The 26025-nt window shown below is 71.1% G+C and carries 23 protein-coding genes; 14 read left to right on the forward strand and 9 right to left on the reverse strand.

Annotation, left to right across the window (positions count from 1 at the left end):
* Nucleotides 1-85 precede the first annotated feature (85 nt).
* Nucleotides 86-796: a GNAT family N-acetyltransferase gene (locus AB0O93_RS00495; protein WP_363339488.1), complete on the forward strand. Its 711-nt coding sequence runs from the start codon at nt 86-88 to the stop codon at nt 794-796.
* Between the two features lie 13 nt (nt 797-809).
* On the opposite strand, the gene AB0O93_RS00500 is transcribed toward AB0O93_RS00495, so the two are convergent.
* A complete protein-coding gene (locus tag AB0O93_RS00500; RefSeq protein ID WP_363339490.1) occupies nt 810-1223 on the reverse strand; it encodes a VOC family protein in 414 nt (137 codons plus the stop codon).
* A 103-nt stretch (nt 1224-1326) separates the two neighbouring features.
* Between AB0O93_RS00500 and AB0O93_RS00505 the strand changes: the two genes are divergently transcribed.
* Nucleotides 1327-2040, forward strand: a complete 714-nt coding sequence (locus AB0O93_RS00505) for an alpha/beta hydrolase (RefSeq protein WP_363339493.1) — start codon at nt 1327-1329, stop codon at nt 2038-2040.
* On the opposite strand, the gene AB0O93_RS00510 is transcribed toward AB0O93_RS00505, so the two are convergent.
* A complete protein-coding gene (locus tag AB0O93_RS00510) occupies nt 2019-2915 on the reverse strand; it encodes a hypothetical protein (RefSeq protein WP_363339495.1) in 897 nt (298 codons plus the stop codon). The two genes, AB0O93_RS00505 and AB0O93_RS00510, sit on opposite strands and share 22 nt — an antisense overlap.
* Nucleotides 2916-2998: 83 nt before the next feature.
* Between AB0O93_RS00510 and AB0O93_RS00515 the strand changes: the two genes are divergently transcribed.
* Entirely contained in the window at nt 2999-4678 is a 1680-nt protein-coding gene (locus tag AB0O93_RS00515; protein ID WP_363339497.1) for a thiamine pyrophosphate-binding protein, read from the forward strand.
* Between the two features lie 27 nt (nt 4679-4705).
* Here AB0O93_RS00515 and AB0O93_RS00520 read toward each other — a convergent pair whose 3' ends face one another.
* Entirely contained in the window at nt 4706-5920 is a 1215-nt protein-coding gene (locus AB0O93_RS00520) for an FAD/NAD(P)-binding oxidoreductase (protein WP_363339499.1), read from the reverse strand.
* Nucleotides 5917-6165: a hypothetical protein gene (locus AB0O93_RS00525; RefSeq protein ID WP_363339501.1), complete on the reverse strand. Its 249-nt coding sequence runs from the start codon at nt 6163-6165 to the stop codon at nt 5917-5919. Before AB0O93_RS00525 ends, AB0O93_RS00520 begins: the two co-directional genes overlap by 4 nt.
* A gap of 162 nt (nt 6166-6327) precedes the next feature.
* Here AB0O93_RS00525 and AB0O93_RS00530 point away from each other — a divergent pair, with 162 nt between their 5' ends.
* Nucleotides 6328-7668 (forward strand): DUF222 domain-containing protein, encoded by a 1341-nt coding sequence (locus AB0O93_RS00530; protein WP_363339503.1) that lies wholly within the window; start codon nt 6328-6330, stop codon nt 7666-7668.
* 32 nt (nt 7669-7700) lie between these two features.
* On the opposite strand, the gene AB0O93_RS00535 is transcribed toward AB0O93_RS00530, so the two are convergent.
* Both AB0O93_RS00535 and dinB read right to left on the reverse strand, forming a co-directional pair.
* Nucleotides 7701-8633: a zinc-ribbon domain-containing protein gene (locus AB0O93_RS00535; RefSeq protein ID WP_363339505.1), complete on the reverse strand. Its 933-nt coding sequence runs from the start codon at nt 8631-8633 to the stop codon at nt 7701-7703.
* Nucleotides 8634-8661: 28 nt separating this feature from the next.
* Nucleotides 8662-9858 carry a DNA polymerase IV gene (gene dinB, locus AB0O93_RS00540; protein ID WP_363339507.1) on the reverse strand — a complete coding sequence of 399 codons (1197 nt, stop codon included), beginning with the start codon at nt 9856-9858 and terminating at the stop codon, nt 8662-8664.
* Nucleotides 9859-10005: 147 nt separating this feature from the next.
* On the opposite strand from dinB, the gene AB0O93_RS00545 reads away from it, so the two are divergent.
* Nucleotides 10006-10479: a metalloregulator ArsR/SmtB family transcription factor gene (locus AB0O93_RS00545; protein WP_363339509.1), complete on the forward strand. Its 474-nt coding sequence runs from the start codon at nt 10006-10008 to the stop codon at nt 10477-10479.
* A gap of 7 nt (nt 10480-10486) precedes the next feature.
* Here the strand turns inward: AB0O93_RS00545 and AB0O93_RS00550 are convergent, their stop codons facing one another.
* A complete protein-coding gene (locus tag AB0O93_RS00550) occupies nt 10487-11230 on the reverse strand; it encodes a DUF429 domain-containing protein (protein ID WP_363339511.1) in 744 nt (247 codons plus the stop codon).
* Between the two features lie 105 nt (nt 11231-11335).
* Between AB0O93_RS00550 and AB0O93_RS00555 the strand changes: the two genes are divergently transcribed.
* Nucleotides 11336-11713: a TIGR02611 family protein gene (locus AB0O93_RS00555; RefSeq protein ID WP_363339513.1), complete on the forward strand. Its 378-nt coding sequence runs from the start codon at nt 11336-11338 to the stop codon at nt 11711-11713.
* Here the strand turns inward: AB0O93_RS00555 and AB0O93_RS00560 are convergent.
* A complete protein-coding gene (locus tag AB0O93_RS00560; RefSeq protein WP_363340954.1) occupies nt 11692-13050 on the reverse strand; it encodes an MFS transporter in 1359 nt (452 codons plus the stop codon). The two genes, AB0O93_RS00555 and AB0O93_RS00560, sit on opposite strands and share 22 nt — an antisense overlap.
* Nucleotides 13051-13154: 104 nt before the next feature.
* Between AB0O93_RS00560 and AB0O93_RS00565 the strand changes: the two genes are divergently transcribed.
* The 5 genes from AB0O93_RS00565 (at nt 13155) to AB0O93_RS00585 (ending at nt 20979) form a co-directional block, all read left to right on the forward strand.
* Nucleotides 13155-13958, forward strand: a complete 804-nt coding sequence (locus AB0O93_RS00565; RefSeq protein ID WP_363339515.1) for a DUF1206 domain-containing protein — start codon at nt 13155-13157, stop codon at nt 13956-13958.
* Between the two features lie 74 nt (nt 13959-14032).
* Entirely contained in the window at nt 14033-16255 is a 2223-nt protein-coding gene (gene glgX, locus AB0O93_RS00570; RefSeq protein ID WP_363339517.1) for a glycogen debranching protein GlgX, read from the forward strand.
* 1 nt (nt 16256) lies between these two features.
* Nucleotides 16257-18650, forward strand: a complete 2394-nt coding sequence (gene treY, locus AB0O93_RS00575) for a malto-oligosyltrehalose synthase (RefSeq protein WP_363339519.1) — start codon at nt 16257-16259, stop codon at nt 18648-18650.
* Nucleotides 18647-20401, forward strand: a complete 1755-nt coding sequence (treZ, locus tag AB0O93_RS00580; RefSeq protein ID WP_363339521.1) for a malto-oligosyltrehalose trehalohydrolase — start codon at nt 18647-18649, stop codon at nt 20399-20401. Before treY ends, treZ begins: the two co-directional genes overlap by 4 nt.
* The gene (locus AB0O93_RS00585; RefSeq protein ID WP_363339523.1) at nt 20398-20979 is read left to right on the forward strand and encodes a DUF1349 domain-containing protein; all 582 of its coding nucleotides are present in this window, start codon (nt 20398-20400) and stop codon (nt 20977-20979) included. The genes treZ and AB0O93_RS00585 overlap by 4 nt, the downstream gene beginning before the upstream one ends.
* Nucleotides 20980-21002: 23 nt before the next feature.
* On the opposite strand, the gene AB0O93_RS00590 is transcribed toward AB0O93_RS00585, so the two are convergent.
* Nucleotides 21003-22022: a LacI family DNA-binding transcriptional regulator gene (locus AB0O93_RS00590; RefSeq protein WP_363339525.1), complete on the reverse strand. Its 1020-nt coding sequence runs from the start codon at nt 22020-22022 to the stop codon at nt 21003-21005.
* 144 nt (nt 22023-22166) lie between these two features.
* On the opposite strand from AB0O93_RS00590, the gene AB0O93_RS00595 reads away from it, so the two are divergent.
* The 3 genes from AB0O93_RS00595 to AB0O93_RS00605 are packed head-to-tail and all read left to right on the forward strand — an operon-like array spanning nt 22167 to nt 26010.
* Nucleotides 22167-24176: a beta-galactosidase gene (locus AB0O93_RS00595; RefSeq protein ID WP_363339527.1), complete on the forward strand. Its 2010-nt coding sequence runs from the start codon at nt 22167-22169 to the stop codon at nt 24174-24176.
* Nucleotides 24173-25102: a sugar ABC transporter permease gene (locus tag AB0O93_RS00600; protein WP_363339529.1), complete on the forward strand. Its 930-nt coding sequence runs from the start codon at nt 24173-24175 to the stop codon at nt 25100-25102. The genes AB0O93_RS00595 and AB0O93_RS00600 overlap by 4 nt, the downstream gene beginning before the upstream one ends.
* Nucleotides 25099-26010: a carbohydrate ABC transporter permease gene (locus AB0O93_RS00605; RefSeq protein ID WP_363339531.1), complete on the forward strand. Its 912-nt coding sequence runs from the start codon at nt 25099-25101 to the stop codon at nt 26008-26010. The genes AB0O93_RS00600 and AB0O93_RS00605 overlap by 4 nt, the downstream gene beginning before the upstream one ends.
* Nucleotides 26011-26025 lie beyond the last annotated feature (15 nt).

Below are 26025 nucleotides of genomic sequence, written 5' to 3' on the forward strand. Positions count from 1 at the left end.
ATCCGCGATACCCCCGCCGGATCGGGAACATCGAGCGGCACCCCAGAGTTGTCCTGGCGGGACCACGATCCGTGAAGGACCACGTATGAGCACCATCTCCCTGACGCACCGCGATGTCGACCTCCTCGAGAACCCGAGCTGGCACGCGCTGACCGGACCGCACTCCTCGTTCGCGATCGGCGGCGATCTCGTCCGCCGCTATCCGGCCGACGTGGCGCCCTTCGTCGCCGTGCGCACGTGGGAGGACCCACGGGTCTGGGACGCGCTCGCCGAGCTCGTCGGTCCGGATGCCGAGGTCGGCCTCTCCGGTACCGATGACCCGCCGCCCCCGGGGTGGGAGGTCCTCGGGCAGGGTGCCGGCGTCCAGATGGTGGAGACGGAGGCTCTCGCGACCCGACCCTACGAGGAGGCGGTCGAACTGGGCGCCGACGACGTCCCCGAGATGCTCGCCCTCGTCGAGCGCAACCAGCCCGGCCCCTTCCGGCCGCGCACGCACGAGCTCGGCCGTTACGTCGGCATCCGTCGGGAGGGAAAGCTGATCGCGATGGCGGGGGAGCGCCTGCATCCCGAGGGGTGGACCGAGATCAGCGCGGTCGCGACGGACCCGGAGTACCGCGGACAGGGGCTCGCGTCGCGTCTCGTGCTCGACGTCGCGTTCCACATCCGACAGCGCGGCGACCGCGCACTCCTCCACGCGGCCGCGTCGAACACCGGAGCGATCGCCGTCTACGAGCGGCTCGGTTTCGTTCTGCGCCGCCACACCACGTTCTCGGCGGTCCGCACGCCCGCGATCTGAGCCGGAACCGCGCTCAGTCCTCCGGCTTGTCGTCCTCGGGCTCGTTGTCCTCGTAGACGGCGAGGACGTTGCCGGCCGGATCGCGGAACCAGGCGATGTCGGGTCCGCGGTCGGTGGCCCGAACGATCCCGCGGCTGTCGGAGGGGAACTCGTCGTCACCGTAGATCTTCGTGACGACTCCTCGCGCGTTGAGGTCGTCGACGGCGGCGTCGATGTCGCGGACGGGGAAGTTCAGGATCGTGTAGCTCGCGGGTGTGTGGTTCGGTTTGGCGTAGACGAGCATGTCGGCCCCCGAGTCGAGGTGCAGCTCGAGGAACCCCATCACGTTGTCCGAGACGTCGAGGCCGAGCACCTCGCCGTAGAAATGGCGCGCCGCCTCGATGTCATCGACGGAGAATCCGGCGAACGCGCGGTCGGTAATGAACATGGCTCCTCCTTCGAGTCCGAGATCCATCGCCGATCAGCATCCTCCTGCCGGGTCGCTGAGTCCACCCTGTGCGGCGCCCGGGCGTATGGGGTTGACTGGCCCGATGACCGAGGCAGCAGATCCCGCGTGGGTGCTTCTCCACGGAACCCCGCTGACGCCGGGAATCTGGGACGACGTGGCGACGGCCCTCCCCGGTGGCGTGCGAACCCCCGACACCTCCGTCGTTCCGGAGGCGGATGCGGTCCACGCGCTCGCCGAGGAGGTCGCCGCGTCGCTCCCGGAGGCGGGGTGCCACCTCGTGGGGCACTCGTTCGGCGGTCAGATTGCGCTGGAGGTCGCCCTCTCCGCGCCGGAGCGGGTGCGGTCAGTGACGATTCTGTGCAGCCGCGACACGCCGTTCCCCGCGTTCGCACCGCTATCCGACGCGGTTCGGGCGGGGCGGGTGCCCGACCCATCGGCATCGCTCGCGCGGTGGTTCACCGCCGCCGAGCTGACGGAGAACGGAGCGGCTGTCCGGCGGGCTCGCGCTGCGCTCGCCGCCGCCACGGCGGATCCGACATCGTGGGCGAACGCGCTCGCGGCGATCGCGACCTTCGACCGGTCGGCGGACGTCGGTCGGCTGCAGGTGCCGCTTGCGCTGCACGCGGCGGGCACCGACGGTGTCTCGACCCCCGAAGCGATGCGTGCGCTCGAGCGTCGCGTGCCCGGGGCCATCCTCACCGTGCACCCCGGGTGGGCGCACATGTCGCCCTTCGCGGAGGCCGACCGCCTCGCCGGTCTCCTCCGCCGCGGGGTTCAGCGGTGGCGGATGGGCTGATCGGGGACGCGCGGCCCCCGCCGCGGCGGCCGGGACCCGCTCGCGAAGGCCAGTCGGATCACGCGGTAGCGGTGCGGCCGGTACGGCTTCAGAAGCGCGAGCATGCGGGCGTCGTCGCCGCGTGGTTCGCGCACCAGCATCCACGAGACCATCGACGGGATGCCGGAATCCCCGGTGATGACCGTGTCGGCGTCGCCCCACGTGGCGGTGGCGAGGCCGCTGAGGGTCCACGGGCCGATCCCGCGCACCGCCCCGAGCGCCCTCTCGACCCGCGCGCGATCCGCGAAGGCCTTCGCGGACAGTCCGGACATCGTCCGCGCCGCGGAGATGAGCACCTCGGCTCGTCGCCGCTCGAGACCGAATCGATGGAGCGCGTCGTAGGGGAGGTCGGCGAGGGCGTCGGGCTCCGGTGGTGCGGGCATGGTGCTTCCCGGAACGGGCGTCCCGAGCGCGGACACGAGCTGTCGCCACGATTGCGCGGCGCTCTCGCGGGTCACGCGCTGCTGGACGATGTAGAACGCGAGATCATGCCACAGCGTGCCGGATGCCGAGATGCGATCGCCGCGGAAGCGCGACCAGATCGATCGCAGCGGCTCGGCATCCGGTGCGAAGCCGCTCGCGTCGTCTGTGAGCCCCAGAAGGGCCGGTGCGCGTCGCTCGAGCCACTCCTCGCCGGGGCCCGCCGTCCGCACGCGTGCCTGCGCCGCGGTCGAGTCCCACGCGACGGCGATCGTCGCCGGCCCTTCCGGGGTGAGGGTCGAGCGCGCGAAGCGGCCCGCGGTGAGGCGCACCGTCGGGTCGCCCGGGAGCATCGCGAGCGGGGCGAGCACGAGCCCGAGGTCGACCTCCCCGGTCTCGAGCGACGTCTCCCGCATACGCCGAACTGTAGACGGACGCCGGACCCGACGGGTCGATCCGCTCTATCGCGCCTGCCCTCGGTCGTGCTTGGATGACGCGCGTGAGCGCCGACGACCCGCAGACCTACACCGTGGCCGACTACCTGCTCGATCGGCTCGCAGGGGAGGGGGTCGCGCACGTATTCGGGGTGCCGGGGGACTTCACCCTGGCGTTCCTCGACCATGTCACCGCCCGCGACGATCTGGAGTGGGTCGGGTGTGCGAACGAGCTCGGGGCCGGATACGCCGCGGACGGATACGCGCGCCTGCGCGGCCTCGCCGCGCTCAGCACGACCTTCGGTGTGGGGGAGCTGTCGGCGATCGCCGCGGTCGCCGGGAGTCGGGCCGAGCACGTCCCCGTTCTGCACATCGCCGGCGCTCCGACGACCGCGACCCAGGCGGCCGCGCGCGCGACCCATCACACGCTCGGCGACGGGGATTTCGGGCACTTCGACCGCATGACCGCCGAGGTCGTCGCCGCGCACGCCATCGTCACCGCACAGGACTATGCGGCGCAGATCGACGACGTCCTCGTCCAGACCCGCGATCGCCGCCTCCCCGGCTACCTGGTTCTGCCGGCGGATGTGTCGGAGTCTCCGGCGACGCCACCCGCCGCTCCGCTGCCCCGGCACCCGGGGGTGACGGACCCCGCGGTCGGAGCCGCCTTCCGTGCCGCGCTCGCCGCCGCCGTGACGGATGCGGCCTCCCTCGCCGTCCTCGCCGACATCCTCGTCGCCCGGCTCTCGGCAGAGGACGCGCTGCACGAGACGCTCGAGCAGGGGATTCTGCACGCGACGCTGCTGTGGGGACGCCGGGTCGTAAATGAGTCCGCGCCGGGCTACCTCGGGTCGTACCTCGGGGCTGCGAGCGCTCCGGACGTGCGAGCAGCGGTCGAGGACAGCGACCTCGTGGTGCTCGCCGGCGTGCAGTTCACCGATCTGACCAGCGGATTCTTCACCCAGAGGATCGATCCGCGACGCGCGGTGGAGATCGGCGGCGAGGGCGTCACTTGGAATGGAGACCGGTTCGCGCCCCTCGCGATGACCGACGCCCTCCGTCTTCTGGCCGATGTCGTGCGGGCGAGCGGCGCGCACCTCGCGCGGCGTTCGGTGACAACGATCGCCGGCCCGTCAACGGTGCCCCGTGGCTCCGGCGCGCTCGATCAGGCGACACTGTGGCGCGACGTGGCGGGCTTCCTGCGTTCCGGCGACGTCGTCCTCGCCGAGCAGGGCACCGCGTTCTACGGCATGGCCGACCATCGACTCCCGGCGGGGGTCACGTTCATCGGCCAGCCGCTGTGGGCCGCCATCGGGTACACCCTGCCGGCCCTGCTCGGCGCCGCGCTCGCGCGGCCGGATGCGCGGCCGATCCTTCTCATCGGCGACGGCGCGGCGCAGATGACGGTCGCCGAGCTCGGCACGCTCCTGCGTCACAGGATCCCCGCGGTGATCGTCGTCGTCGACAACGGCGGGTACACGGTCGAACGGGTGATCCACGGACCGGATGCCGCCTACAACGACATCGCCGCGTGGGACTGGGTCGCCCTCCTGCGGGCGATGGACCCCACCGGCTCCGCGCACGGCATCCGGGTGGACACGGAGGAAGGCCTCGCTGACGCGCTCGCCGTCGCACGGGAGGCGACGACGCTGACGCTCATCCAGGCGGTCGTGCCGCCCCTCGACGTCCCCCCGGTGCTCGCCGTCGTCGCGGCTGCCGCCGCACGCGCGAACCGACGCGCCTGACCGGTGTGACGGCGCGTGCTCGCGCAATCAGACGCGGCCGGTGAGGATCAGGTTCCAGTAGACCCAGGGCAGGATGTGGCGGTCGGCGATCCACGACAGTCGGCTCTCGCGGTACATCCCGCGGAAGAACGGGATCGTCGGCTTCTGTGCACCCTCGTCGTCGAACTCCGCCCACACGACGCTCGACCGCGACACCGTGAACGGGCACACGCCGTAGCCGTCGTAGCGAGCGGATGCCGGACGGCCCGCAAGGACGGCGGCGACGTTTTCTGCCACCGCCCAGGTCTGCTTGCGCAGGGCGCCGCCGCACTTGGAGTTGGAGCTGGCCGCCGCGTCGCCGATCGCCCAGATGTCGGGGAAGCGCGGATGCCGGAGCGTCTCGGGGTCGACCTCGACGAAGCCGCCGCCGTCGCCTGTCGCGGGCAGCACGGACGCCTTCAGCCAGTCGGGGGCGGACTGCGGCGGTTCGACGTTGAGGACGTCGAAGGCGAGGTCCTCGCGCCCGGCCGGTCCATCGAGCGTCACGGTCTGCGCCTCGCCGTCGACCGCGGCGACCGTGGTCGACGTGCGCACCTCGATGCCGTACTCGGCGATCTTCCGTTCGAGCTCGGCGTCGAACGGGGCGAGGAACACCGAGCGCGTCGGCACGACCAGGACGACTCGGATGTGGTCGAGGACACCGCGCGCCCGCCAGTAGTCGCAGGCCTGATACATCGGCTTCTGGCCGGCTCCGGCGCACGAGGCGGGGCCTTCGGGCTGAACGAAGACGACCGTTCCCGACGTGACATCGCGCAGGAGGCGCGAGGTCTTCTTCGCCAGGTCGAAGCGGTAGTGCGACGACACCGCGGGGGTGTCGAGGGCGGCGGCGAGGCCGGGGATGCGGTCCCAGTCCAACTGGATGCCGGGGGAGACGATGAGCTGGTCGTACTCCACGCGCGTGCCGTCGCTGAGGCTCACGGCGTGGTCCTCGGGGTGGACCTCGGTGACGGCATCCCGGATCCAGCGGACGCCCGGAGGAATGACGGAGCGCTGCGACCGCACGGTCTCGCTGGCGCGGGCGGTGCCGCCGGCGACATGGGAGAACAGGGGTTTGTAGTGGTGGGCCCCGCGCGGCTCGATGATCGCGATGTCGGTCACCCCGCGTCGTCGCAGTCGCGCGGCGACGGACACGCCGCCGTTGCCGCCGCCGATCACCGCCACCCGGTGGCGGATCGGCGTGACGGGGGCGACCGCGTCGCTCACGACGTGGGTTCCGAGGCGGAGAACTCGCCGTCGGCGATCGCGTCGGCGTATTTGCGGATGTCCGGGCCGGGCTCGTAGTCGATGAAGCGATCCTTCAGCAGGCTGTTCAGCTCGGCGAAAGCATCATCCGACGACAGCCCGGGCTTGTCGGCGACGGCCTGAACGGCCTCCTGCAGGACGCGATCGGCATCGTCGAGGATCTTCTTGCGAGCGGGCTCGTTCCAGGTGACGTCTGAGATATCCATGGGCACACGCTAGGGCGGCGCACCTGCCGAAAGCGGGGGCTTGCATCCGCGCGTCGGAGGGCGCATGATGCCGGGCCTTGGCAGCGGCGAGATGTTATCTATGAACGAGGCAACGGGCAGGCTTCTCTGTCGAATGTCGTAGGTGTGTTCTAGTGTTCGGGTATGGATGGTTCAGGGTTCGAGGGCATCGCGGAAGCGTTGGCGGCGGTGGTCGCCGCGGGTGGGGGCCGGCCGGTGACAGCGTTGTCGCCGGGGGAGTTACTGGGGGTGCTGGAGGCTTTCGGGGCGTTGAAGCGTCACGTGGATGCCGGGTTGGCGCCGGTGGCCGCGGAGGTGGCGCGGCAGTCGCGGCGGGAGCTCGGGTCGGATTCCCTGGCGCGGAAGGCGGGGTTCTCCTCCGCCCCGGCACTGGTGGCGACCACGGTCGGAACGAGCATGGGGGAGGCGGTGCGGTGGATCCAGGTCGGGGAAGCGACCGCACCCCGCATCGCGTTGACCGGGGACGAGCTGCCCGCGCGGCATCCGCATGTGGCCCGCGCGGTCGCAGACGGTGTCCTCGGGATGACGGGCGCGGCAGCGATCACCGCCCTGCTGGACCGTGTGGCCGTGCGGGTGGATCCGGAACGGCTCGAGCGGGCGGAGGCGGAACTGGTGGGGTTGGTGCCGGGTCTTCGCCCGGATCAACTGTCGAAACTCCTCGCCCGCGCGGTAGCGCACCTGGACCCCGACGGCATCGCACCCCGCCACGAGGACTGCGTCGCGGACCGGTCGTTCACCCTCCAGGAACGCGACGGGATGCTGCACCTGACCGGGAAACTGGATGCCGAAACCGGAGCACCGGTGAAAGCCGCGATCGAAGCGATCGTGGGTGGGGTGCTGCGCCGCAACGAACACGCCGACACCGACGCCGGTGAACGGGACCCCCGGTCCGTGAAACAGATCCAAGCGGACGCTCTCGCGGACCTGTGTCGCCACGCGATCGGATGCACGGAGGTTCCCACCGGTCCACAGGCCACCATCGTGGTGCGGGTGGACCTGGCAGACCTGGAAGCGGGCACCGGCGCGGCCACCATCGACGGACTCACCGCCCCGATCCCTGCCGGAGCCGTGCGGCGCCTCGCCGCGGACGCGCAGGTCATCCCCTGCGTCCTCGGCGGAGACAGCGACATCCTCGACTGGGGCCGCACACGCCGCCTCTTCACGAGCGCGCAGAAACTCGCGTTGGTGGAACGCGACGGCGGGTGCGTGTCGTGCGGGGCACCGCCGGCGTGGTGTCACGTCCACCACGTGAACTGGTGGAAACGCGACAAGGGTTCCACCGACCTCGGCAACGGGGTGCTGCTGTGCACCGGATGCCACCACCGCCTCCACGCCGACGGGTGGGACATCCACATCGACGGCACCGGCACCCACGCCACCGTCTGGCTCATCCCCCCACCCTGGATCGACCCCCACCGCACCCCACGCCCCACCGGCACCCGCAGATATACCCTCACCGCCTGACACGGCAGGGGCGGCTGAGCGCGCCTCCGACGTCACACCACGTACGCGTCGACCAGCAGCGGCCCACGGATGCCGCGGAGCGTGTCGATCAGTCGCGCCAGCGTCACCCGGTTCCACGACGACACCTGCAGGTCGTGGGGCCCGAGAGGCTCGAGCTTCCCGGTGCGGATGCGGACGACCTCCCACTTCGCCGCGCGCAGCGCCCGGTCCTTCCGGCGGTCCGCGTCAGCGCGCCTGCCGACGTGCTCCAGACCATGCCGGCCGGTGCTGTCGTACTCGATGGCGATCCGCAGCTCGGTGAGCACGATGTCGGGCCACACCTCGACGTGGTCGAAGAACGGACGAGCGACCCGCACCGCATTCAGCCCGGGGGTGAGCGTCAGCGCGCCGAAGAGATCAGCTCGCAGCTGCGCTTCGACCGCGGATGCGGGGCGTGGTGCGCACTCCGACGAGAAGGCCGCGCCGACCGGCACGGCGGGGGTCTTCGGGCAGATTCGCTGAGGCGGCTTCGGCTTCCGTGCGCGGAGAACGGTGCGGCCGGCGGCGACATCCGGAGCACCCGGAGCACCCGGAGCACCCGGAGCGCGGGACACGACGGGACCGCCCCCAGCCCTCGGACGCGGCCACGTCACCGTCTCCCGCATCGGCAGCGCCGGTGCGGGCCGTGCACTCTGTGTGCACTCCGGGCACCACGCCGACCGCCGACGCTCGCGGCCGGGACGGTGACGCTGCTCGTCCGGGGTCGCGGCGAACGCGTGGCCCGCCTCGCACTGCCACAGCAGGAGCACATCCGCCGCCGGCGGCACCTGGCTCAGGGCGATGCCGGCGTTGAGCTCGGGATGGTACTGGCGGATCAGCGCGGGGAAGGCCGCCCACGCCTCGCGATAGATGCCCACCGGATACGGTACCTCGGCGCCCTTGGAGAACTGCCGGCGCGCCCACCACAGCTCGACCCGCTCCGCCATGGAGGAAGAGTAGGCCCGGCGTCCGACATCACTCGTGCTCGGGGAGCACCGGCGTCGACCAGCCGGGGTCGCGTCCGAGCTGGGTCGCCCGCGCGACGGAGGACGCACCGAAGCGATCGCGCACCGCGTCGAGCACCGTGTCGAGCCTCGCGCCGTCCTCCCAGTCGAAGGGGAGCTCGGGGGGAACGGCGTCGGCGCGCTCCAAATGCGCGAACGACACACCGATCAGGGTGATGCCCCGTTCCGCGATCTCGGGGAGCGCCGTCTCCAGCAGTCCGCGTGCGACATCCAGCAGTACCCACGTGCGGTCGGTCGGCGAGCGCAGACTTCGCGAACGCGTCGCCTTCGCGAAATCGCCGAAGCGCAGGCGGAGCACGACGGTGCGGCTGGCGCGGCTCTTCTCGCGCAGTCGGCGGCCGAGTCGGTCGATGATCTGGGTGAGGATGAGGTCGAGTTCCTCGGGCGTGCACGGGCGCGTGCCGAGGGCGCGCTGCGAGCCGATCGACCCTCGTCGCTTCGTGGTGTCCACCGGTCGCGGATCGCGCAGCCGCGACAGCGCGTGCAGGTGCGCACCCGCCGCCCTGCCGAGGAGTCGTTCCGCGGTCGCGGCTTCCAGCTCGGCCAGTTCGCCGACGGTGTGGATGCCGAGCCCGTGCAGCTTCGCCGCCGTCGCCTTCCCGACGCCCCACAGCCGCTCGACCGGCAGGGGCAGCAAGAACTGCTCCTCCTGGTCCGGCTCGACCACGAGCAGGCCGTCGGGCTTGCTGACGGCACTCGCGACCTTCGCGAGGAACTTGGTGCGGGCCACGCCCACCGAGATGGGAAGTCCCGCCTCCGACCGCACCCGCTCGCGGAGGCGCGCGGCGATCTGCTCGGGCGTGCCGGCGATCCGCCGGAGCCCGCCGACCTCGAGGAACGCCTCGTCGATCGACAGACCCTCCACGAGCGGGGTCGTGTCGTGGAAGATCGCGAACACCGCCCGGCTCGCCGCCGCGTACGCCTCCATGCGGGGCGGCACGACCACGGCATCCGGACACAGCTCCCGCGCCTGGCTGCCGCCCATCGCCGTCCGCACTCCGCGCGCTTTCGCCTCGTAGCTCGCCGCCAGCACCACGCCGCCGCCCACGATGACCGGCCGTCCCCGCAGCGCCGGCGCGTCGCGCTGCTCGACCGAGGCGTAGAACGCGTCGAGATCCGCGTGCAGCACCGTCGCCTCGCCCCGCATCCGTCACCTCCTGCCGCGCCAGAGACCCGGATCGTCCCACGCGCCGGCGACATCGGAATCCGCCGACGGCGGCCTGGTGACATTGACCATCGTTCTCAATTGAATGAATACATAGCGATGTGTTTATACATGAGGCATGATCGAGGAATGATCACAGAACCGGGGCTCGCCGAGGCTGCGCAGCTGTTCAAGGTTCTGGGCAGCGAGTCACGGCTGGGACTTCTGCGCCTCATCGGCGCGGAACCGCAGACGGTGGGGGCGATGGTGGAGGCGACGGGCCTGTCGCAGCCGCTGGTGTCCCAGCATCTGCGGACCCTTCGGCAGGTGGGGCTGGTCTCCACCAGCCGCGCGGGCCGGGAGGTCATCTACGCCCTGGCCGACCGTCACGTCGCCCACGTGATCGAGGACGCGCTCGCGCACGTCCAAGAACCCCCTCCCACCCGACGAGTACACGAGGAGCACATCATGAGCACGACCGAGACCCACGCCGAGCACACCGTCGCCGAGCACGCCCACGGCGAGGCTTGCGGACACGAGACCGTCACCCACGACGACCACGTCGACTACGTGCACGACGGCCACAAGCACGCGCTGCATGGCGACCACTACGACGAGCACTGAGCTCGCGTCACCCGCGCAGCACCTCGGCGAGGTCCCCGTCGGGGAGGGCGATCCAGCCCTCCACCGCGGCGATCTCGCCGAGGTCTTCCGGCACGGGATGTGTCCGTCCGCGACGGTGTGCGACCGTCGCGAGCGCGGCGATGAACGCATCGAACGCGTCCGCGGACCGCGTCATCAGCTCGCGCTGGGGAGCGGTCGTCACGATCGGCGACGCCGCTGCGAGGACGCGTTCGAGGGCCACGGCCCGCACGCCCGCGTCGACCTTGTAACGCGGCTCCAGTAACCCCCACACCCGGAGCGACGCCGCGGGGTACACCTCGACGAATCGTCCCGATCCGGCGCGGTCGACCTCTTCCCCGGCGCGGGCGAACCGGTCCAGCAGGACGGCGCAGCGCATCGCCGTGAGGCCCAGGCGGTCGGTCGAGACGCTGAGGGGCCATCGCCCGGTCCTCCGCTGCACCTCCGCATCGGTCCGGCGGTAGGCGAGGGCGCGACGCCCGTCCTTCCCGACCGGCGCCACCACCGGCATCCGCCCGTCCGCGTGGGCGCTGACGAACTCCACGAAGGCCACCGGCCAGCCGAAGGCGCAGTCGATTCCGACCCCGTCGGCGTCGGCCGCGGCGGCCATGATCGCGTCGTCGTCCGCGCCCAGGCGCAGATCGACGAGTCGCAGGGTCCCGGAATCGACCTCGACCCGGGCGACGGCCGTCGCCGCGGGCTCGGCCGCGAGGTCGACACCCACGCAGATCACCCGCTCACCCTACGACCCACCCACGGGCGACGTCTCCGGCCCGCACACACCGGATCGTCAGTCAACACGCAGACGGTGCTCTACTGCGCTCGCTAATCTCTGTGCATGTCTGCGTCCTCGGCGTCCTTCGACGGCCCCTTCGAAAGGGAGATCCGCGACGACATCGCCCATGCCGAACGCAGCGGCACCGTGTGGAGCCGATCGATGCGCCGCACCCGCGCGTTCATCGCCCGGCATCCGCTCCTCCAGGTCGCGTACCGCATCGCGATCGGCGTGGTCGGCACGGCCGTCGCGGTCCTGGGGCTGATTCTGGTGCCGCTTCCCGGACCCGGCTGGCTCGTCGTCTTCCTGGGGCTGGCGATCCTCGGCACCGAGTTCCACTGGGCCCGCCGCATCTCGCTGTGGGGCAAGCGCACGCTCGAGCGCTTCTGGACGTGGTGGCGCGCCCGCCGGGCGGCGCGTCAGGCGCGTTCGACCGGCTGAGGATTCCGGATGCCGAGGAGCGACGTGATCGCTCCCGCGGCGAGCAGTGCGGCCGTCGCGATCGCCGCGCGGTGGAATCCGTTCACATCGAGCGCACCGCCCACGATGGCGGCGAGCACTGCGACGGCCATCAGCCCGGCGATCCGCGCGACGGCGTTGTTCACCGCGGAGGCGATCCCGGAGCGCTCGGTCGACACGGCGCCGAGGACGGCCGCGGTCAGCGGCGCGACGGTCGCCGACAGCCCGAGCCCCATGAGCAGCATGCTCGGCAGCATCTGCCACGGGTAGGAGAACGGCTCGCCGACGCTCAGCAACAGCAGCGCCCCGACCGCCATGACGGCGGGGCCGAGCGTCATGAACCATCGCGGGCCGATCCGGCCGCTCCACGCTCCGAATCGCGAGCTCAGCAGGATCATCAGCACCGTCACCGGCAGGCTCGCCAGGCCCGCCAGCGTGGCGGGGAAGCCCACTTCCTGCTGCAGGAAGACCACGACGACGAATCCGTTGAGCGACAGAGCGGCGTAGACGAAGAACGTCGTGACGTTTCCCGCCGTGAACACCCGCGCACGGAAGAGATCCAGCGGCAGGATCGGCGCGCGCACGCGGCGTTGGCGCAGCACGAACGCGGCGAAGAGGGCGACGCCCAGTGCGCCGGGGATCCAGATGGTGGGGGAGGAGGCGCCGAGGTTCGGCTGCTCGATGAGGGCGAAGACGATGCCGGCGAGACCGAACGTGCACAGCAGAGCCCCCGCGATGTCGATCGAGGCATCGGGTGCGCGGGTGTCGCGGAAGTCGCCGCGGGCGAGCAGGACCAGGGTCACCGCGATGGGCAGCACGTTGATGAGGAACGCCCACCGCCAGGAGGCCGTGTCGACGAAGACGCCCCCGATGACGGGCCCGGCGATCATCGCCGTGGTCGTCATGGCCGTCCACAGGCCGATCGCCCGGGCCTGCGCGGGCCCGCGGAAGTGCGCGGTGATGAGGGCGAGCGAGCTCGGGACGAGGAACGCCCCGGCGGCACCCTGCACGGCCCGTGCGACGATCAGGACCTCCGCGGTCGGCGCCACCGCGATCGCCACCGAGGCGATGCCGAATCCCCACAGGCCGATGCGCAGAACGAGCGTGCGGCCGAAGGCATCGCTCACCGACCCTGCGACGAGGATGAGCGCGCCGAGGGTGATGAGGTAGGCATCGACCACCCACTGCTGGGTGGTGAGACCGCCGCCGAGCTCATCGCTGATCGCGGGGAGGGCGACGGTGGCGACCGTGGAGTCCAAGAAGGCGACGAACGAGCCGAGCACCGCCACGGCGAGCACGGTGCGCTGCGTCACGGTCATGCGTGCGGCGGAGTCGGTCACGCGCTCACGTTACGCCTCCCCACCGACGACCGTCTCCGTCAACCCCCGATCCTCCTCGGGTGCGGATCGCTAACGTCCCGGGTATGAGTGTTTCGAAGGATGCCGCGCGCAAGGCCCAGGATTCGACCGCGTTCCGGGTCGCCGCCCGCATCGGGTACGTCGTCCTCGGTCTCCTCCACCTCGTCATCGGTGCGATCGCCATCTCCATCGCGACCGGATCCGGCGGCGGCGAGGCCGATCAGAGCGGCGCGATGCAGCAGATCCGGGAGGCGCCCGCGGGTGTCTTCGCCCTGTGGGCGGTGGTCGTGGGGCTGGCGGCTCTCGCGGCCTGGCAGATCGCCGAGGCGCTGTTGGAGCGCGATCCCGACACGAAGAAGGCCTGGGCGCACCGGGTGAAGTACCTTGGCACCGCGGTGACCTACCTTGCGATCGGCTTCACCGCGGCCGTCTTCGCCGCCGGCGGGAGCTCCGACTCGGAGGACTCGGCATCCTCGTTCAGCCAGACGCTGATGTCGGCTCCGGCGGGCGTCTTCCTGGTGGGACTGGTGGGACTCGTCATCCTCGGGATCGGCGTCGCGTTCGTCTTCCGCGGCGTGACGCGCAAGTTCGAGGAGAAGCTCTCCCTTCCCGGCGGTGCCGCGCGGAAGGGCATCGTCGCCTTCGGGGTCGCCGGATACGTGGCGAAGGGCATCGCCATCGGCATCGCCGGCATCCTTTTCCTGGCCGCAGCGATCACCCACGATCCCGAGGCCGCCGGGGGTTTGGACCAGGCCCTCAAGACGCTGGCCGAGCTGCCGTTCGGAACCGTTCTGCTGTGGATCGTCGGCGCGGGTCTGATCCTCTACGGACTGTTCTCGATCGCCCGCGCCCGCTACGCGCGCATGTGAGGGTCCCGCTTACTCGGTGCCGCCCCCGTGGTCAAGGGCGGCGGAGCGCCGAGCACCTGGCCTAATGTAACGACGTGCAGACATGGCCTGGATCGAGCTACCCCCTGGGAGCGACCTTCGACGGGAACGGGACGAATTTCGCCCTGTTCAGCGAGGGCGCCGAAAAAGTGGAATTGTGCCTCTTCGACGATGACGGGACGGAGACGCGCATCGAGCTGATCGACGTCGACGCGTACGTCTGGCACGCGTACCTCCCCGAAGTGCGGCCGGGTCAGGTGTACGGCTACCGCGTGCACGGCCCGTACGACCCCGCGAACGGGATGCGGTTCAACCCGAACAAGGTGCTGCTCGACCCGTACGCGAAGGCCGTGAACGGCCAGGTGGCCTGGGGGCAGTCGGTGTTCGGCTACGACTTCGGCGACCCGGATTCGCGCAACGACGACGACTCGGCCGAGGCGGCGATGAAGGGCGTGGTGATCAACCCGTTCTTCGACTGGAGCGGAGACCGCCTGCCGAAGACCCCGTACGCCGAGTCCTTCATCTACGAGGCGCACGTGAAGGGCCTCACCGAGCTCCACCCCCTCGTGCCGGAAGAGCTCCGCGGGTCTTACAGCGGCATCGCCCACCCCGCCGTGATCGAGCACCTGCAGAAGCTGGGCGTCACCGCCATCGAGCTGATGCCCGTGCACCAGTTCGTCGACGACTCCACCCTCCAGGAGAAGGGGCTGTCCAACTACTGGGGTTACAACACGATCGCGTTCTTCGCCCCGCAGAACACCTACGCCTCCAGCGGTCAGCGCGGCGAGCAGGTGCAGGAGTTCAAGGCGATGGTGCGCGCGCTTCATGCCGCGGGCATCGAGGTCATCCTCGACGTCGTCTACAACCACACCGCGGAGGGCAACCACCTCGGTCCCACCCTGTCGATGCGCGGCATCGACAACGTCGCCTATTACAAGCTCGAGGACGACGACAAGCGGTACTACACCGACTACACGGGCACCGGCAACAGCCTCAACGCCGGCAATCCGCACGCGCTGCAGCTGATCATGGACTCGCTCCGGTACTGGGTGCTGGAGATGCATGTCGACGGCTTCCGGTTCGACCTCGCCTCGGTGCTGGCCCGCGAGTTCTACGACGTGGACCGCCTCGCGACCTTCTTCGAGCTCGTGCAGCAGGATCCGGTGGTCTCCCAGGTCAAGCTCATCGCGGAGCCGTGGGACGTCGGCCCCGGCGGGTATCAGGTGGGCAACTTCCCGCCGCAGTGGACGGAGTGGAACGGCAAGTACCGCGACACCGTCCGCGACTTCTGGCGCGGCGAGCCCTCGACCCTCGGCGAGTTCGCCTCGCGCCTGACCGGATCGAGCGACCTGTACGCCCATTCGGGGCGCTGGCCGGTCGCCTCGATCAACTTCGTCACCGCCCACGACGGCTTCACGCTGCGCGACCTGGTGTCGTACAACGAGAAGCACAACGACGCCAACGGCGAGGACGGACGCGACGGCGAGTCGCACAACCGCTCGTACAACTTCGGCGTCGAGGGCCCGACCGACGACCCCGACGTCCTGGCGCTGCGCTCGCGGCAGCAGCGGAACTTCCTCAGCACGCTACTGCTCAGCCAGGGGGTGCCGATGCTGTTGCACGGTGACGAGCTCGGACGCACGCAGGGCGGCAACAACAACGGGTACGCGCAGGACAACGAGATCACGTGGGTCGACTGGGAATCCGCCGACACCTCGCTGATCGATTTCACCGCGGCCCTCTCGCGCCTTCGCCGCCAGCACCCGACGTTCCGCCGCAGCCGCTTCTTCAACGGCGGCCCGGTCCGCTCGGAGGAGGGCGCTCCCGTCCCCGACGTGGTGTGGCTTCGTCCCGACGGGACCGTCATGCAGCCGGAGGACTGGGACTCCGGGTTCGGCCGCGCGGTGGGGGTGTACCTCAACGGTCACGGAATCCGCGAGCGCGACCGCCGTGGCGAGCCCATCACGGACGACCATTTCATCCTCTTCTTCAACGCCGGTGACGAGCCCGTCTCCGTCCGGCTGCCGAACGCGGACTACGGCGCGAGCTGGGACGTCCTCGTCGACACCGCGGCGCGGCTGGCCGACGGCGGACCGGTGAAGCCGGAGGGCGAGATCGAGGTCGCCGAACGGTCGATGATCGTCCTCCGTGAGCACGCGGACGCCGACACCACCGTCGACCACGCCCTCTCGTCCGCGCTGAGCGCGGAGACGGCCACCTCGGCCATCCAGATCATCCCGACACCCGCACCCGCACCCGCACCGAAACCGGAGCTGTGACATGAGGCGCGAGCCTGTCTCCACGTACCGACTGCAGATCCGCGCCTCCTTCGACCTGGATGCCGCGGCGCGCCGCGCGCGGTACCTCAGCGACCTCGGTGCGTCGTGGGCGTATCTGTCGCCGCTGCTGGCGGCGACGGACGGCTCGGACCACGGCTACGACGTCGTCGACACGACGGCGATCGATCCGGCGCGCGGCGGGGCGGCGGGTCTCGACCGGTTCGCCGCCGCGGCGCGGGAGGCCGGGCTCGGCATCCTGATCGACATCGTCCCGAACCACATGGGGGTCTCCGCCCCGCGCGAGAACGCGTGGTGGTGGGATGTGCTCCGCCGGGGGGTGGAGTCGCCGCACGCGGCCGCTTTCGACGTGGATCCGCGCCTGAGCGGCGGGCGCGTGCGCCTGCCCGCCCTCGGCGGTCCCCTCGACGAGGTCCTCGCCGCCGGAGAACTCGCGCTCGATCGGACCCCCGCGGAGGATGCGCCCGACGGACTCCTGCGCTACTACGAGAACGTCTTCCCGCTCGCGCCCGGTTCGCTGGACGCGGTGGAGGACGCCGAGCTGACGGATGCCGACACGATCCGCGCCGTGCTCGCCCGGCAGAACTACGAGCTGATGTTCTGGCGCCGGGAGGCGGCGGAGCTCAACTACCGGCGCTTCTTCGCGGTGACCACCCTCGCCGGAGTCCGCATCGAGGATCCCGCGGTGTTCGACGCGACCCACACCGAGATCCTGCGCTGGACGCGCGAGGGTCTCGCGGACGGTCTGCGCGTGGACCACCCGGACGGCCTCGCCGACCCGGGCGCCTACCTCGATCGCCTCGCCGCCGAGACCGGCGACGCGTACGTGCTGGTGGAGAAGATCCTCGAGCACGGCGAGACCCTGCCCGCGTGGTGGGCCACCGACGGGACGACCGGATACGACGCGCTCGCCGAGATCGGACGGGTCCTGATCGATCCGTCGGGAGAGGCGGGCCTGGACGCGCTCGATGCGCGCCTGCGCGCCGACAGCGGCCTGCCCGCTCCGCTCGCCTGGCACGACCTCATCCACGACACCAAGCGGATGATCGCCGACACGATCCAGGTCGCCGAGATCCGCCGCCTCATCCGGCTCCTCCCCGACGACGTGCGTGCGGGGGCGGAGCAGACGGTGCAGGACGCGCTCGCCGAACTCCTGGCCTGCTTCCCGGTGTACCGGTCCTACCTCCCCGCCGGCCGCGAGCACCTCGACGCGGCCGCCGCGGAGAGCCGCGCGCGCCGCCCCGACCTCGCCGACACCATCGACGCCCTCGTGCCGCTCCTGGCCGATCCGGCGAACGAGGTCGCGCGGCGCTTCCAGCAGACGACCGGGCCCGTCATGGCCAAGGGCGTCGAAGACACCGCGTTCTATCGGCATACCCGGCTCGGCCCGCTCACCGAGGTGGGCGGCGACCCCTCGCAGTTCTCGCTGTCGGTCGCGGAGTTCCACGCCGCCCAGGCGGCGCGGCTCGCCGCGTGGCCGCACGCGATGACGACGCTGTCGACCCACGACACCAAGCGGGGCGAGGACGTGCGGGCTCGCCTCAGCGTCCTCGCCGAGATGCCCGACCGCTGGGCGGATCAGCTCGCCGCGTTCCAGCGCATCGGTTCGACGGGGCACGGGCCCTTCGACGCCCTCCTCTGGCAGGCGATCATCGGCGCGTGGCCGGCTTCGGCCGAGCGCCTCCACGCCTACGCCGAGAAGGCGGCGCGCGAGGCCGCCGAAGCCACCGGGTGGTGGGATCCGGATGCCGACTTCGAGAAGCGGATGCACGCCGTCATCGACGCCGCGACCGGCTCGGGTGCCTCCGAGGTTCAGGCGTTCGTCGACGAGATCGCCGCCCCCGGCTGGGTGAACAGCCTCTCGCAGAAGCTGCTGCAACTCGCCGGTCCCGGCGTCCCGGACGTGTACCAGGGGTCGGAGCTGTGGGAGACCTCCCTCGTCGACCCCGACAACCGACGTCCGGTCGACTTCGACCTGCGCGCCCGCATGCTCGCCGACCTCGACGCCGCGCCCGCGGGTCAGGTGCCGCCGATCGACGAGACGGGAGCCGCCAAGCTCCTCATGACGTCCCGGACGCTGCGACTGCGTCGCGACCGGCCCGAGCTGTTCGATCGGTACACGCCGATGACCGCGGTCGGAGCCGCGGCCGACCACCTCGTCGCGGCGGACCGCGGCGGCGCCGTCGTCGCCGCGACCCGGCTGCCCGTGACCCTCGCCGCCCGCGGCGGATGGGGCGACACTGTGCTGCTCCGCCGCCCGGTCCCCGCCGTCGACGCGTTCACCGGGCGCCGATTCACCGCGGGCGAGATCGCCGTGACAGACCTGTTCGCCGATTACCCCGTGGCTCTGCTCATCCGAGAGGACGATGACCGATGACCGTTGACCTGTGGGCTCCGCACGCCTCCCGGGTGCGCCTGCGCCGGATCGGAACGGACGGCGCCCCCGGCGTCGACCTCGAGCTCGACGCCGCCGCCGACGGGTGGTGGCGGGCCGATGTCGCGCTCGCCGACGGGGAGCGGTACGGCTTCGTCCTCGGCGACGGCGACGACCTCCGCCCCGACCCGCGTTCGCGTCGTCAGCCCGACGGCGTGCACGCGGCATCCGCTCACGTCGATCTCGCGCGGCACACCTGGACGGATGCCGCCTGGACCGGCCGCCAGCTCGCGGGTGGGCTCATCTACGAGCTGCACATCGGCACCTTCACCCCCGAGGGCACCCTGGACGCGGCGATCGCGAAATTCCCGCATCTGCGCGACATCGGCGTCACCCACATCGAGCTCCTCCCGGTCAACGGCGTCAACGGCGTGCACAACTGGGGGTACGACGGGGTGCTCTGGTACGCCGTCCACGAGCCGTACGGCGGACCCGCCGCCTACCAGCGCTTCGTCGACGCGGCGCACGCCGCCGGCTTCGCGGTGATCCAGGACGTCGTCTACAACCACCTCGGCCCGAGCGGGAACTATCTGCCCGAGTTCGGCCCGTACCTGCGCGAGGGCAGCCGCAACACGTGGGGGGACTCGGTCAATCTCGACGAGGACGCGGTCCGGTCGTACATCGTCGAGAACGCCCTGATGTGGATGCGCGACATGCACGTCGACGGGCTGCGACTGGACGCGGTCCACGCTCTCCTCGACGAGCGCGAGGAGCACATCCTGGCCGAGCTCGCCCGCCGCACCGACGCCCTGTCGGCGCACCTTGGCCGCCCGCTCACGCTCATCGCCGAGTCCGACATGAACGACCCGACCCTCATCCTGCCGCGGGAGGCCGGCGGATACGGGCTGACCGCGCAGTGGAGCGACGACTGGCACCACGCCGTCCACGTCGCCGTCAGCGGCGAGACCGTGGGCTACTACGAGGACTTCGCCGACCCGGAGGCGCTGCCGAAGGTGTGGAGCCGCGGCTTCTACCACGACGGCACCTACTCGTCCTTCCGGAAGCGCGATCACGGCACGCCGATCCCCGCCGAGGTGCCCGCGTGGCGCCTGGTGACCTTCGCGCAGGATCACGACCAGATCGGCAACCGCGCGACGGGCGACCGTCTGTCGCAGAACCTCGACGACGACCGGCTCGCGATCGCCGCGGTTCTGACGCTCACCGCGCCGGGGACGCCGATGCTGTTCCAGGGCGAGGAGTGGGCGGCGTCCACGCCGTGGCAGTTCTTCACCTCCCACCCCGAGCCGGAGCTCGGCGAGGCCACCGCGAAGGGCCGCATCGCCGAGTTCGCCGAGATGGGCTGGGACGAATCCGTCGTCCCGGATCCGCAGGATCCCGAGACCTTCACGCGATCGACGCTGAAGTGGGAGGAGGCGACCGGTGGGCGGCATGCGCGGCTGCTGTCGCTCTACCGCGAGCTTGCACGGCTCCGCCGCGAGGTGCCCGAGCTCACCGACCCGGCGTGGCCGGATGCCGGTCAGCGCGAGGTCGCGGGTGGACGCGTGTATCGACTCGACCGCGGCGCCGTCACGGTGTGGGTCAACCTGTCCGAGGCCGACGTGACGGTGGAGACGGACGCCGCGGCCGACGTGCTCCTGGCCACCGACCCCGCCACCGCGGTGATCGAGGCGGGCCTGCGCCTTCCCGCGGTCTCGGCGACGATCGTGCGGACGGTGCCGGAGAGCGCCCGGTGAACCGCGCGTGGAGCGAGGGGGCCTGGACGCACGAGCCCGCCGCGGTGGAGGAGACCGGGGGCGACCTCGTCGTCACCGCGGTGGAGGGGAGTGACGCCTGGCGGCACACCTCCTACGGGTTCGTTCACGACACCGAGCACGCGCTCCTCGCCCCGTTCGCGATCGACACGGCCGTGGAGGTCGAGTTCACCGCGGCGTTCTCCGGCGAGTTCGACCAGGCGGGCATCTTCGTCCGGGCCGGGGACGAGCACTGGATCAAGGCGGGCGTGGAGTTCGCCGACGGTGTGCCCGGCGTCGGCGCCGTGGTCACCGACATCCGCTCGGACTGGTCGATCGCCCCCGTTCCGGACTGGACGGGTCGGCGCATCACCGTGCGGGTGAGCTGGACGGGCGATGCCCTCACCGTCCGCGCGGCACCGACGGGCGAGCCGCTGCGTCTCGTGCGGGTGCTGCCGTTCCTCCCCGCCGACCCCGGCGCGGTCGGGGCGGGGCCGATGGTGTGCGGTCCGACGCGCGCGGGCCTGCGCGTACCCCTCCACGCCTGGCGGGTGACGGACGCCGACGCGTCCCTGCACTGACTCACCCGGAGCGACGGCGGTCCTCAGGCGGATTCGCGCCAGACGACGGGGCAATCGAGCATGATCGGCGCCTCGATCCGCTCGCCTCGCAGCTGCGCGAGGACCGCCTTCGCCGCGGCGCGCCCGAGCTCGCCGGCGGGCTGGTGGATCGTCGACAGCGGCGGGTCGCACCGCAGAGCCCACGAGCTGTCGTCGAAACCGACGATCCCGACGTCCTCCGGCACGCGGCGGCCGGCCTCCCGGAGCGCTTCGAGGGCACCCGCGGCGACCGCGTCGCTCGAGGCGAAGACGCCGTCGATGTCCGGCATCCGTTCGAGGAGGCGACGCATGCCCTCGCGGCCGTCGGCGACGGAGTAGAGCGGAACGCTCTCGACGCGCTGCGGGTCGAAGTCCGCGCCGAGGGCGTCGACGAACCCGGCGAGGCGATCCGCCCCCGAGTCGCGGTCGAGTGCGGCGGCGATCATCCCGATCCTCGTGCGTCCGGTGTCGGCGAGCCGGCGGGTGATCTCGCGGGCGGCGCCGCGGTTGTCGATCGCGACGTAGGGCGCGTCCCCGATGTCGCGCGGGTGGCCCACGAATGCGGCGGGCAGGCCCAAGTCGCGGACGGCGCGGGTGATGGGGTCGCCCACGCGTGCGGAGACGATGATGACCCCGTCGATGAGGCCACCGCTGAGGTACCGTGCCAGGCGCTCGACGTCGCGCGACGTGTCGGCGATGAGGAACGACAGCTGGTAGTCCTCCTCCGACAGTGCCGCGTTGGCGCCGAGGAGGATCGAGGCGATGTTGGGGTCCTCGACGAAGAGCGAGTGGGGCTCGTGCACGATCAGACCGATCGCCTGCGAGCTCTGCACGACGAGGCTGCGCGCGGCGCGGTTCGGGACGAAGCCCACCTTCGCGATCGCCGCCTCGATCGCCTCGCGGGCCTCATCGGACACGTACGGCTGGCCGTTGAGCACCCGACTCACGGTGCCGCGCGAGACCCCCGCCTCGAGGGCGACGTCTTTGACGGTGGCGCGACGGCGCCGCTCCGTGGTGGTTTCCATGACCCCTCATCGTATTGTGAACGCGCACAACGGTCCATCCCCGTCTTGACAGGGTTTTTCGGCTGTGGCACTCTGTTCACGTTCACAGACCTCAGCGTGGAGGAAACGCTCAGATCTGTGCACGTTCACAGATCTGAGGAGAACATGTCCCGTCCCGCCTTCGTCCACGACGGCATCGCGTTCGGCTGCGACTACAACCCCGAGCAGTGGGACCGCGACGTCTGGGATGAGGACATCCGCCTGATGCGCGAAGCCGGCGTCGACCTCGTCGCGCTGAACATCTTCGGCTGGTCGCACATCGAGCCGCGTCCGGGGCAGTTCGCGTTCGAGGCGCTCGACGACATCCTCGGGCGCCTCCACGCGGCCGGCATCGCGGTGAACCTCGGCACCGGCACCGCCTCGACGCCGGCGTGGCTGACCACGCGGCACCCGGAGATCCTGCCGATGGCCGAGGACGGCACGCGGCGCTACCCCGGCGGCCGACAGGCGTGGTGCCCGAGCTCCCCGGCCTACCGCGCGGCGTCGCTGCGTCTGGTCGAAGCGGTCGCCGAGCGGTACGGGGCCCACCCGGCCGTCACCCTGTGGCACGTCTCGAACGAGCTCGGCTGCCACAACGCCCTCTGCTACTGCGACGACAGTGCCGCCGCGTTCCGCGTGTGGCTCGCCGATCGGTACGGCGACATCGAGACCCTCAACCGCGCGTGGGGCACGGCGTTCTGGAGCCAGACCTACGGGGAGTGGGACGAGATCCTGCCCCCGCGCGCGGCACTGTCCGCGCGGAACCCGGGGCAGCTGCTCGACTTCCACCGCTTCAGCTCGGACGCCGTCCGCGCGCAGTATCGCGCCGAGGCGGAGGTCCTCCGGCGCCTCAGCGACGTGCCCGTCACGACCAACTTCATGGTCACCGCGCACATCGAGAACATGGACTACTGGACGTGGGCGGCCGAGATGGACGTCATCGCCAACGACCACTACCTCGACCACCGACTGGGCGACCCGGTCAGCGAGCTCGCCTTCGCCGCGGACCTCTCGCGCGGGCTCGCCGAGGGTGCGCCGTGGATGCTCATGGAGCACTCCACCGGCGCCGTCAACTGGCAGCCGCTCAACCTCGCCAAGGAGCCCGGACAGCTCGTCCGCAACTCCCTCACCCACGTCGCCCGCGGCGCGGACGCCGTCTGCTTCTTCCAGTGGAGGGCTTCCGTGCAGGGCGCGGAGAAGTTCCACTCGGCGATGCTCCCGCACGCCGGAACGGACAGCGCGCTGTGGCGCGAGGTCGTCGAGCTCGGTCGCATCGTCGAGGACCTGCGCGAGGTCGCCGGGTCCCGGGTCGTCGCCGACGTCGCGATGGTCTTCTCCTGGGAGTCGTGGTGGGCCGCCGACACGGAGTGCCGCCCCTCGCACTCCCTCGGATACCTCGACCAGGTGCACGCGACCTATGCGGCCCTGCACGCCCTCGGCCTCACCGTCGATGTCGTGCGGCCCGGCGCGGACCTGTCGGCGTATCGGCTCGTCGTCGTGCCGGGCCTGCACCTCGTCCGCGCCGCCGAGGCCGCCGTCCTCACCGACTGGGTCGCCGCCGGCGGCACCGCCGTCGTCACCTTCTCCAGCGGCATCGTCGACGAGGAAGACCGCGTGTGGGCGGGCGGGTACACCGGCCCCTTCCGCGAGATGCTCGGCGTCCACGTCGAGGAGTTCGCGCCGGTCGCGACCGGCGTCGACCTCGCCCTCACCGACGGATCGCGCGCGACGCTGTGGTCCGAGCGTCTGCGCCCCACGACCGCCACCGCCCTCGCGGCCTTCGCCGACGGCCCCGCCGCGGGCTCCGCAGCCCTCACCCGCAACGCATGGGGCGAGGGGACGGCGTACTACGTCGCGACGCTGCTCGATCCGGCGGCGCTGCGGGCGGTCCTCGCCGAGGCCGCGGATGCCGCGGGAGTCGCGCCGGCCGCGACCACCGATGCACCCGCCGGCGTCGTGGACCTCGTCCGCCGCCGCGGTGACGACGCGTCGTACCTCTTCGTGATCAACCCCTCCGCCCACCCCGTGACCGTCGACGTGCGCGGCCACGAGATCGTCACCGCCACCACGATCGAGGACGCCCTCGTCGTGCCGGCCGGCACCGCGCGCGTCGTCCGAGAGGAGACCGTCTCATGACCGCATCCGTCGCGGTGGATCGGCGCCCCGCGTCGACGCCGCCCGAGCGTCCGCGTCGACGCCACGTCCCGCACAAGGGCGCGATCGTCGCCTTCACGGCGCCGTTCATCATCCTGTTCCTGCTCTTCTACCTCATCCCGATCGGGTACGCGATGTGGCAGTCGACCCTCGTGATCGAGCGCGAGGGCACCTTCGGGGAGGCCCGCCAGGTCTTCGGCGGCCTCGCCCAGTACGCCCTGGTGTTCCAGAACACGGCGTTCTGGACCTCGGTCGGCCGCGTCCTGCTCTTCGGCGTCGTCCAGGTCCCCGTCATGCTGGGCCTCGCCCTCCTGTTCGCGCTGCTGCTCGACTCGCCGCTGCTCAAGGGACGCCGCTTCTTCCGCCTCGCGTTCTTCGTCCCCTACGCCGTCCCCGGCGTCATCGCGGCGATCATGTGGGGGTTCCTCTACTCGCCGAATCTGTCGCCGTTCAGCGAGGTCACCTCGCGCGTCGACTTCCTCTCGGCCGACCTGGTGCTCTGGTCGATCGCCAACGTCGTCACGTGGGTCTTCGTCGGCTACAACATGCTGATCATCTACTCGACGCTCCTCGCGATCCCCACCGACATCTACGAGGCCGCCCGTCTGGACGGTGCCGGGCAGGCGCGGATCGCCTGGTCGATCAAGATCCCGCTCGTTCGGCCCGCGCTGGTCCTCACGGGCGTGCTGTCGATCATCGGCACGCTGCAGCTCCTCGCTGAACCGCAGACGTTCCGCGCCTTCAGCTCGGCGGTGACGAGCACGTACACCCCCAACATGACGATCTACGCGACCAGCGCGGTGCCCAACGTCTCGCTCGCCGCGGCCTTCTCGGTCGTCCTGGCCCTGGCGACCTTCGTCCTCTCCTTCACCTTCCTGCGCCTGAGCCGACGGGGGACCCAGTCATGAGCGCGACGACATCCGCCACCCGAGCGATCACCACCGGCCGCGGGCGTCCGCGGGTCGCGGCATCCGGTCCGCGCGAGAGCATCCTCTCCCGCGCCGGCGCCATGGTCGTCATGTCGGTGTTCACGCTGTACTTCCTGGTTCCCCTGTGGTGGCTCGTGGTGGCCTCGACCAAGAGTCGCGGCGACCTATTCAGCACCAACCCCCTGTGGTTCGCCGACTTTCAGCTCATCGAGAACATCGGCGCCCTCTTCGCCTACCGCGACGGCGTCTACGGACGCTGGCTGCTCAACAGCGCGCTGTACGCGGGCCTCGGCGGCGTGATCGCGACCGTCATCGCCGCGATGTGCGGCTACGCGCTGGCGAAGTACAAATTCCCGGGCCGCGAGGCGATCTTCAACACGGTGCTCGGCGGCGTGCTGGTCCCGGCGACCGCCCTGGCGCTTCCGCTGTTCCTCCTGTTCAGCCAGGTGCAGCTGACGAACACCCTGTGGGCGGTGCTCCTGCCGAGCATCGTCAGCCCCTTCGGCGTGTACCTCTCGCGGGTCTTCGCCGAGGCATCCGTTCCCGACGAACTTCTCGAGGCCAGCCGCCTGGACGGCGCAGGGGAGGTGCGGACGTTCTTCACCGTCTCGATCCGCCTCATGTTCCCGGCGCTGGTGACGGTGTTCCTCTTCCAGTTCGTCTCGATCTGGAACAACTTCTTCCTGCCGCTGATCATGCTGCGCAGCGAAGAGCTGTTCCCCGTCACCTACGGGCTCTACGCCTGGAACTCCACGATCAACCAGTTCCCCGAACTGCGCACTTTCGTGCTCGTCGGGTCGCTGCTGTCGATCGTGCCCCTCATCGTCACGTTCCTCTTGCTTCAGCGCTACTGGCGGTCGGGCCTCGGCTCGGGCGCCCTGAAGTGAGAACACACCCCGTCG

Source organism: Microbacterium sp. NPDC077184, assembly GCF_040687055.1.
GTDB lineage: Bacteria > Actinomycetota > Actinomycetes > Actinomycetales > Microbacteriaceae > Microbacterium.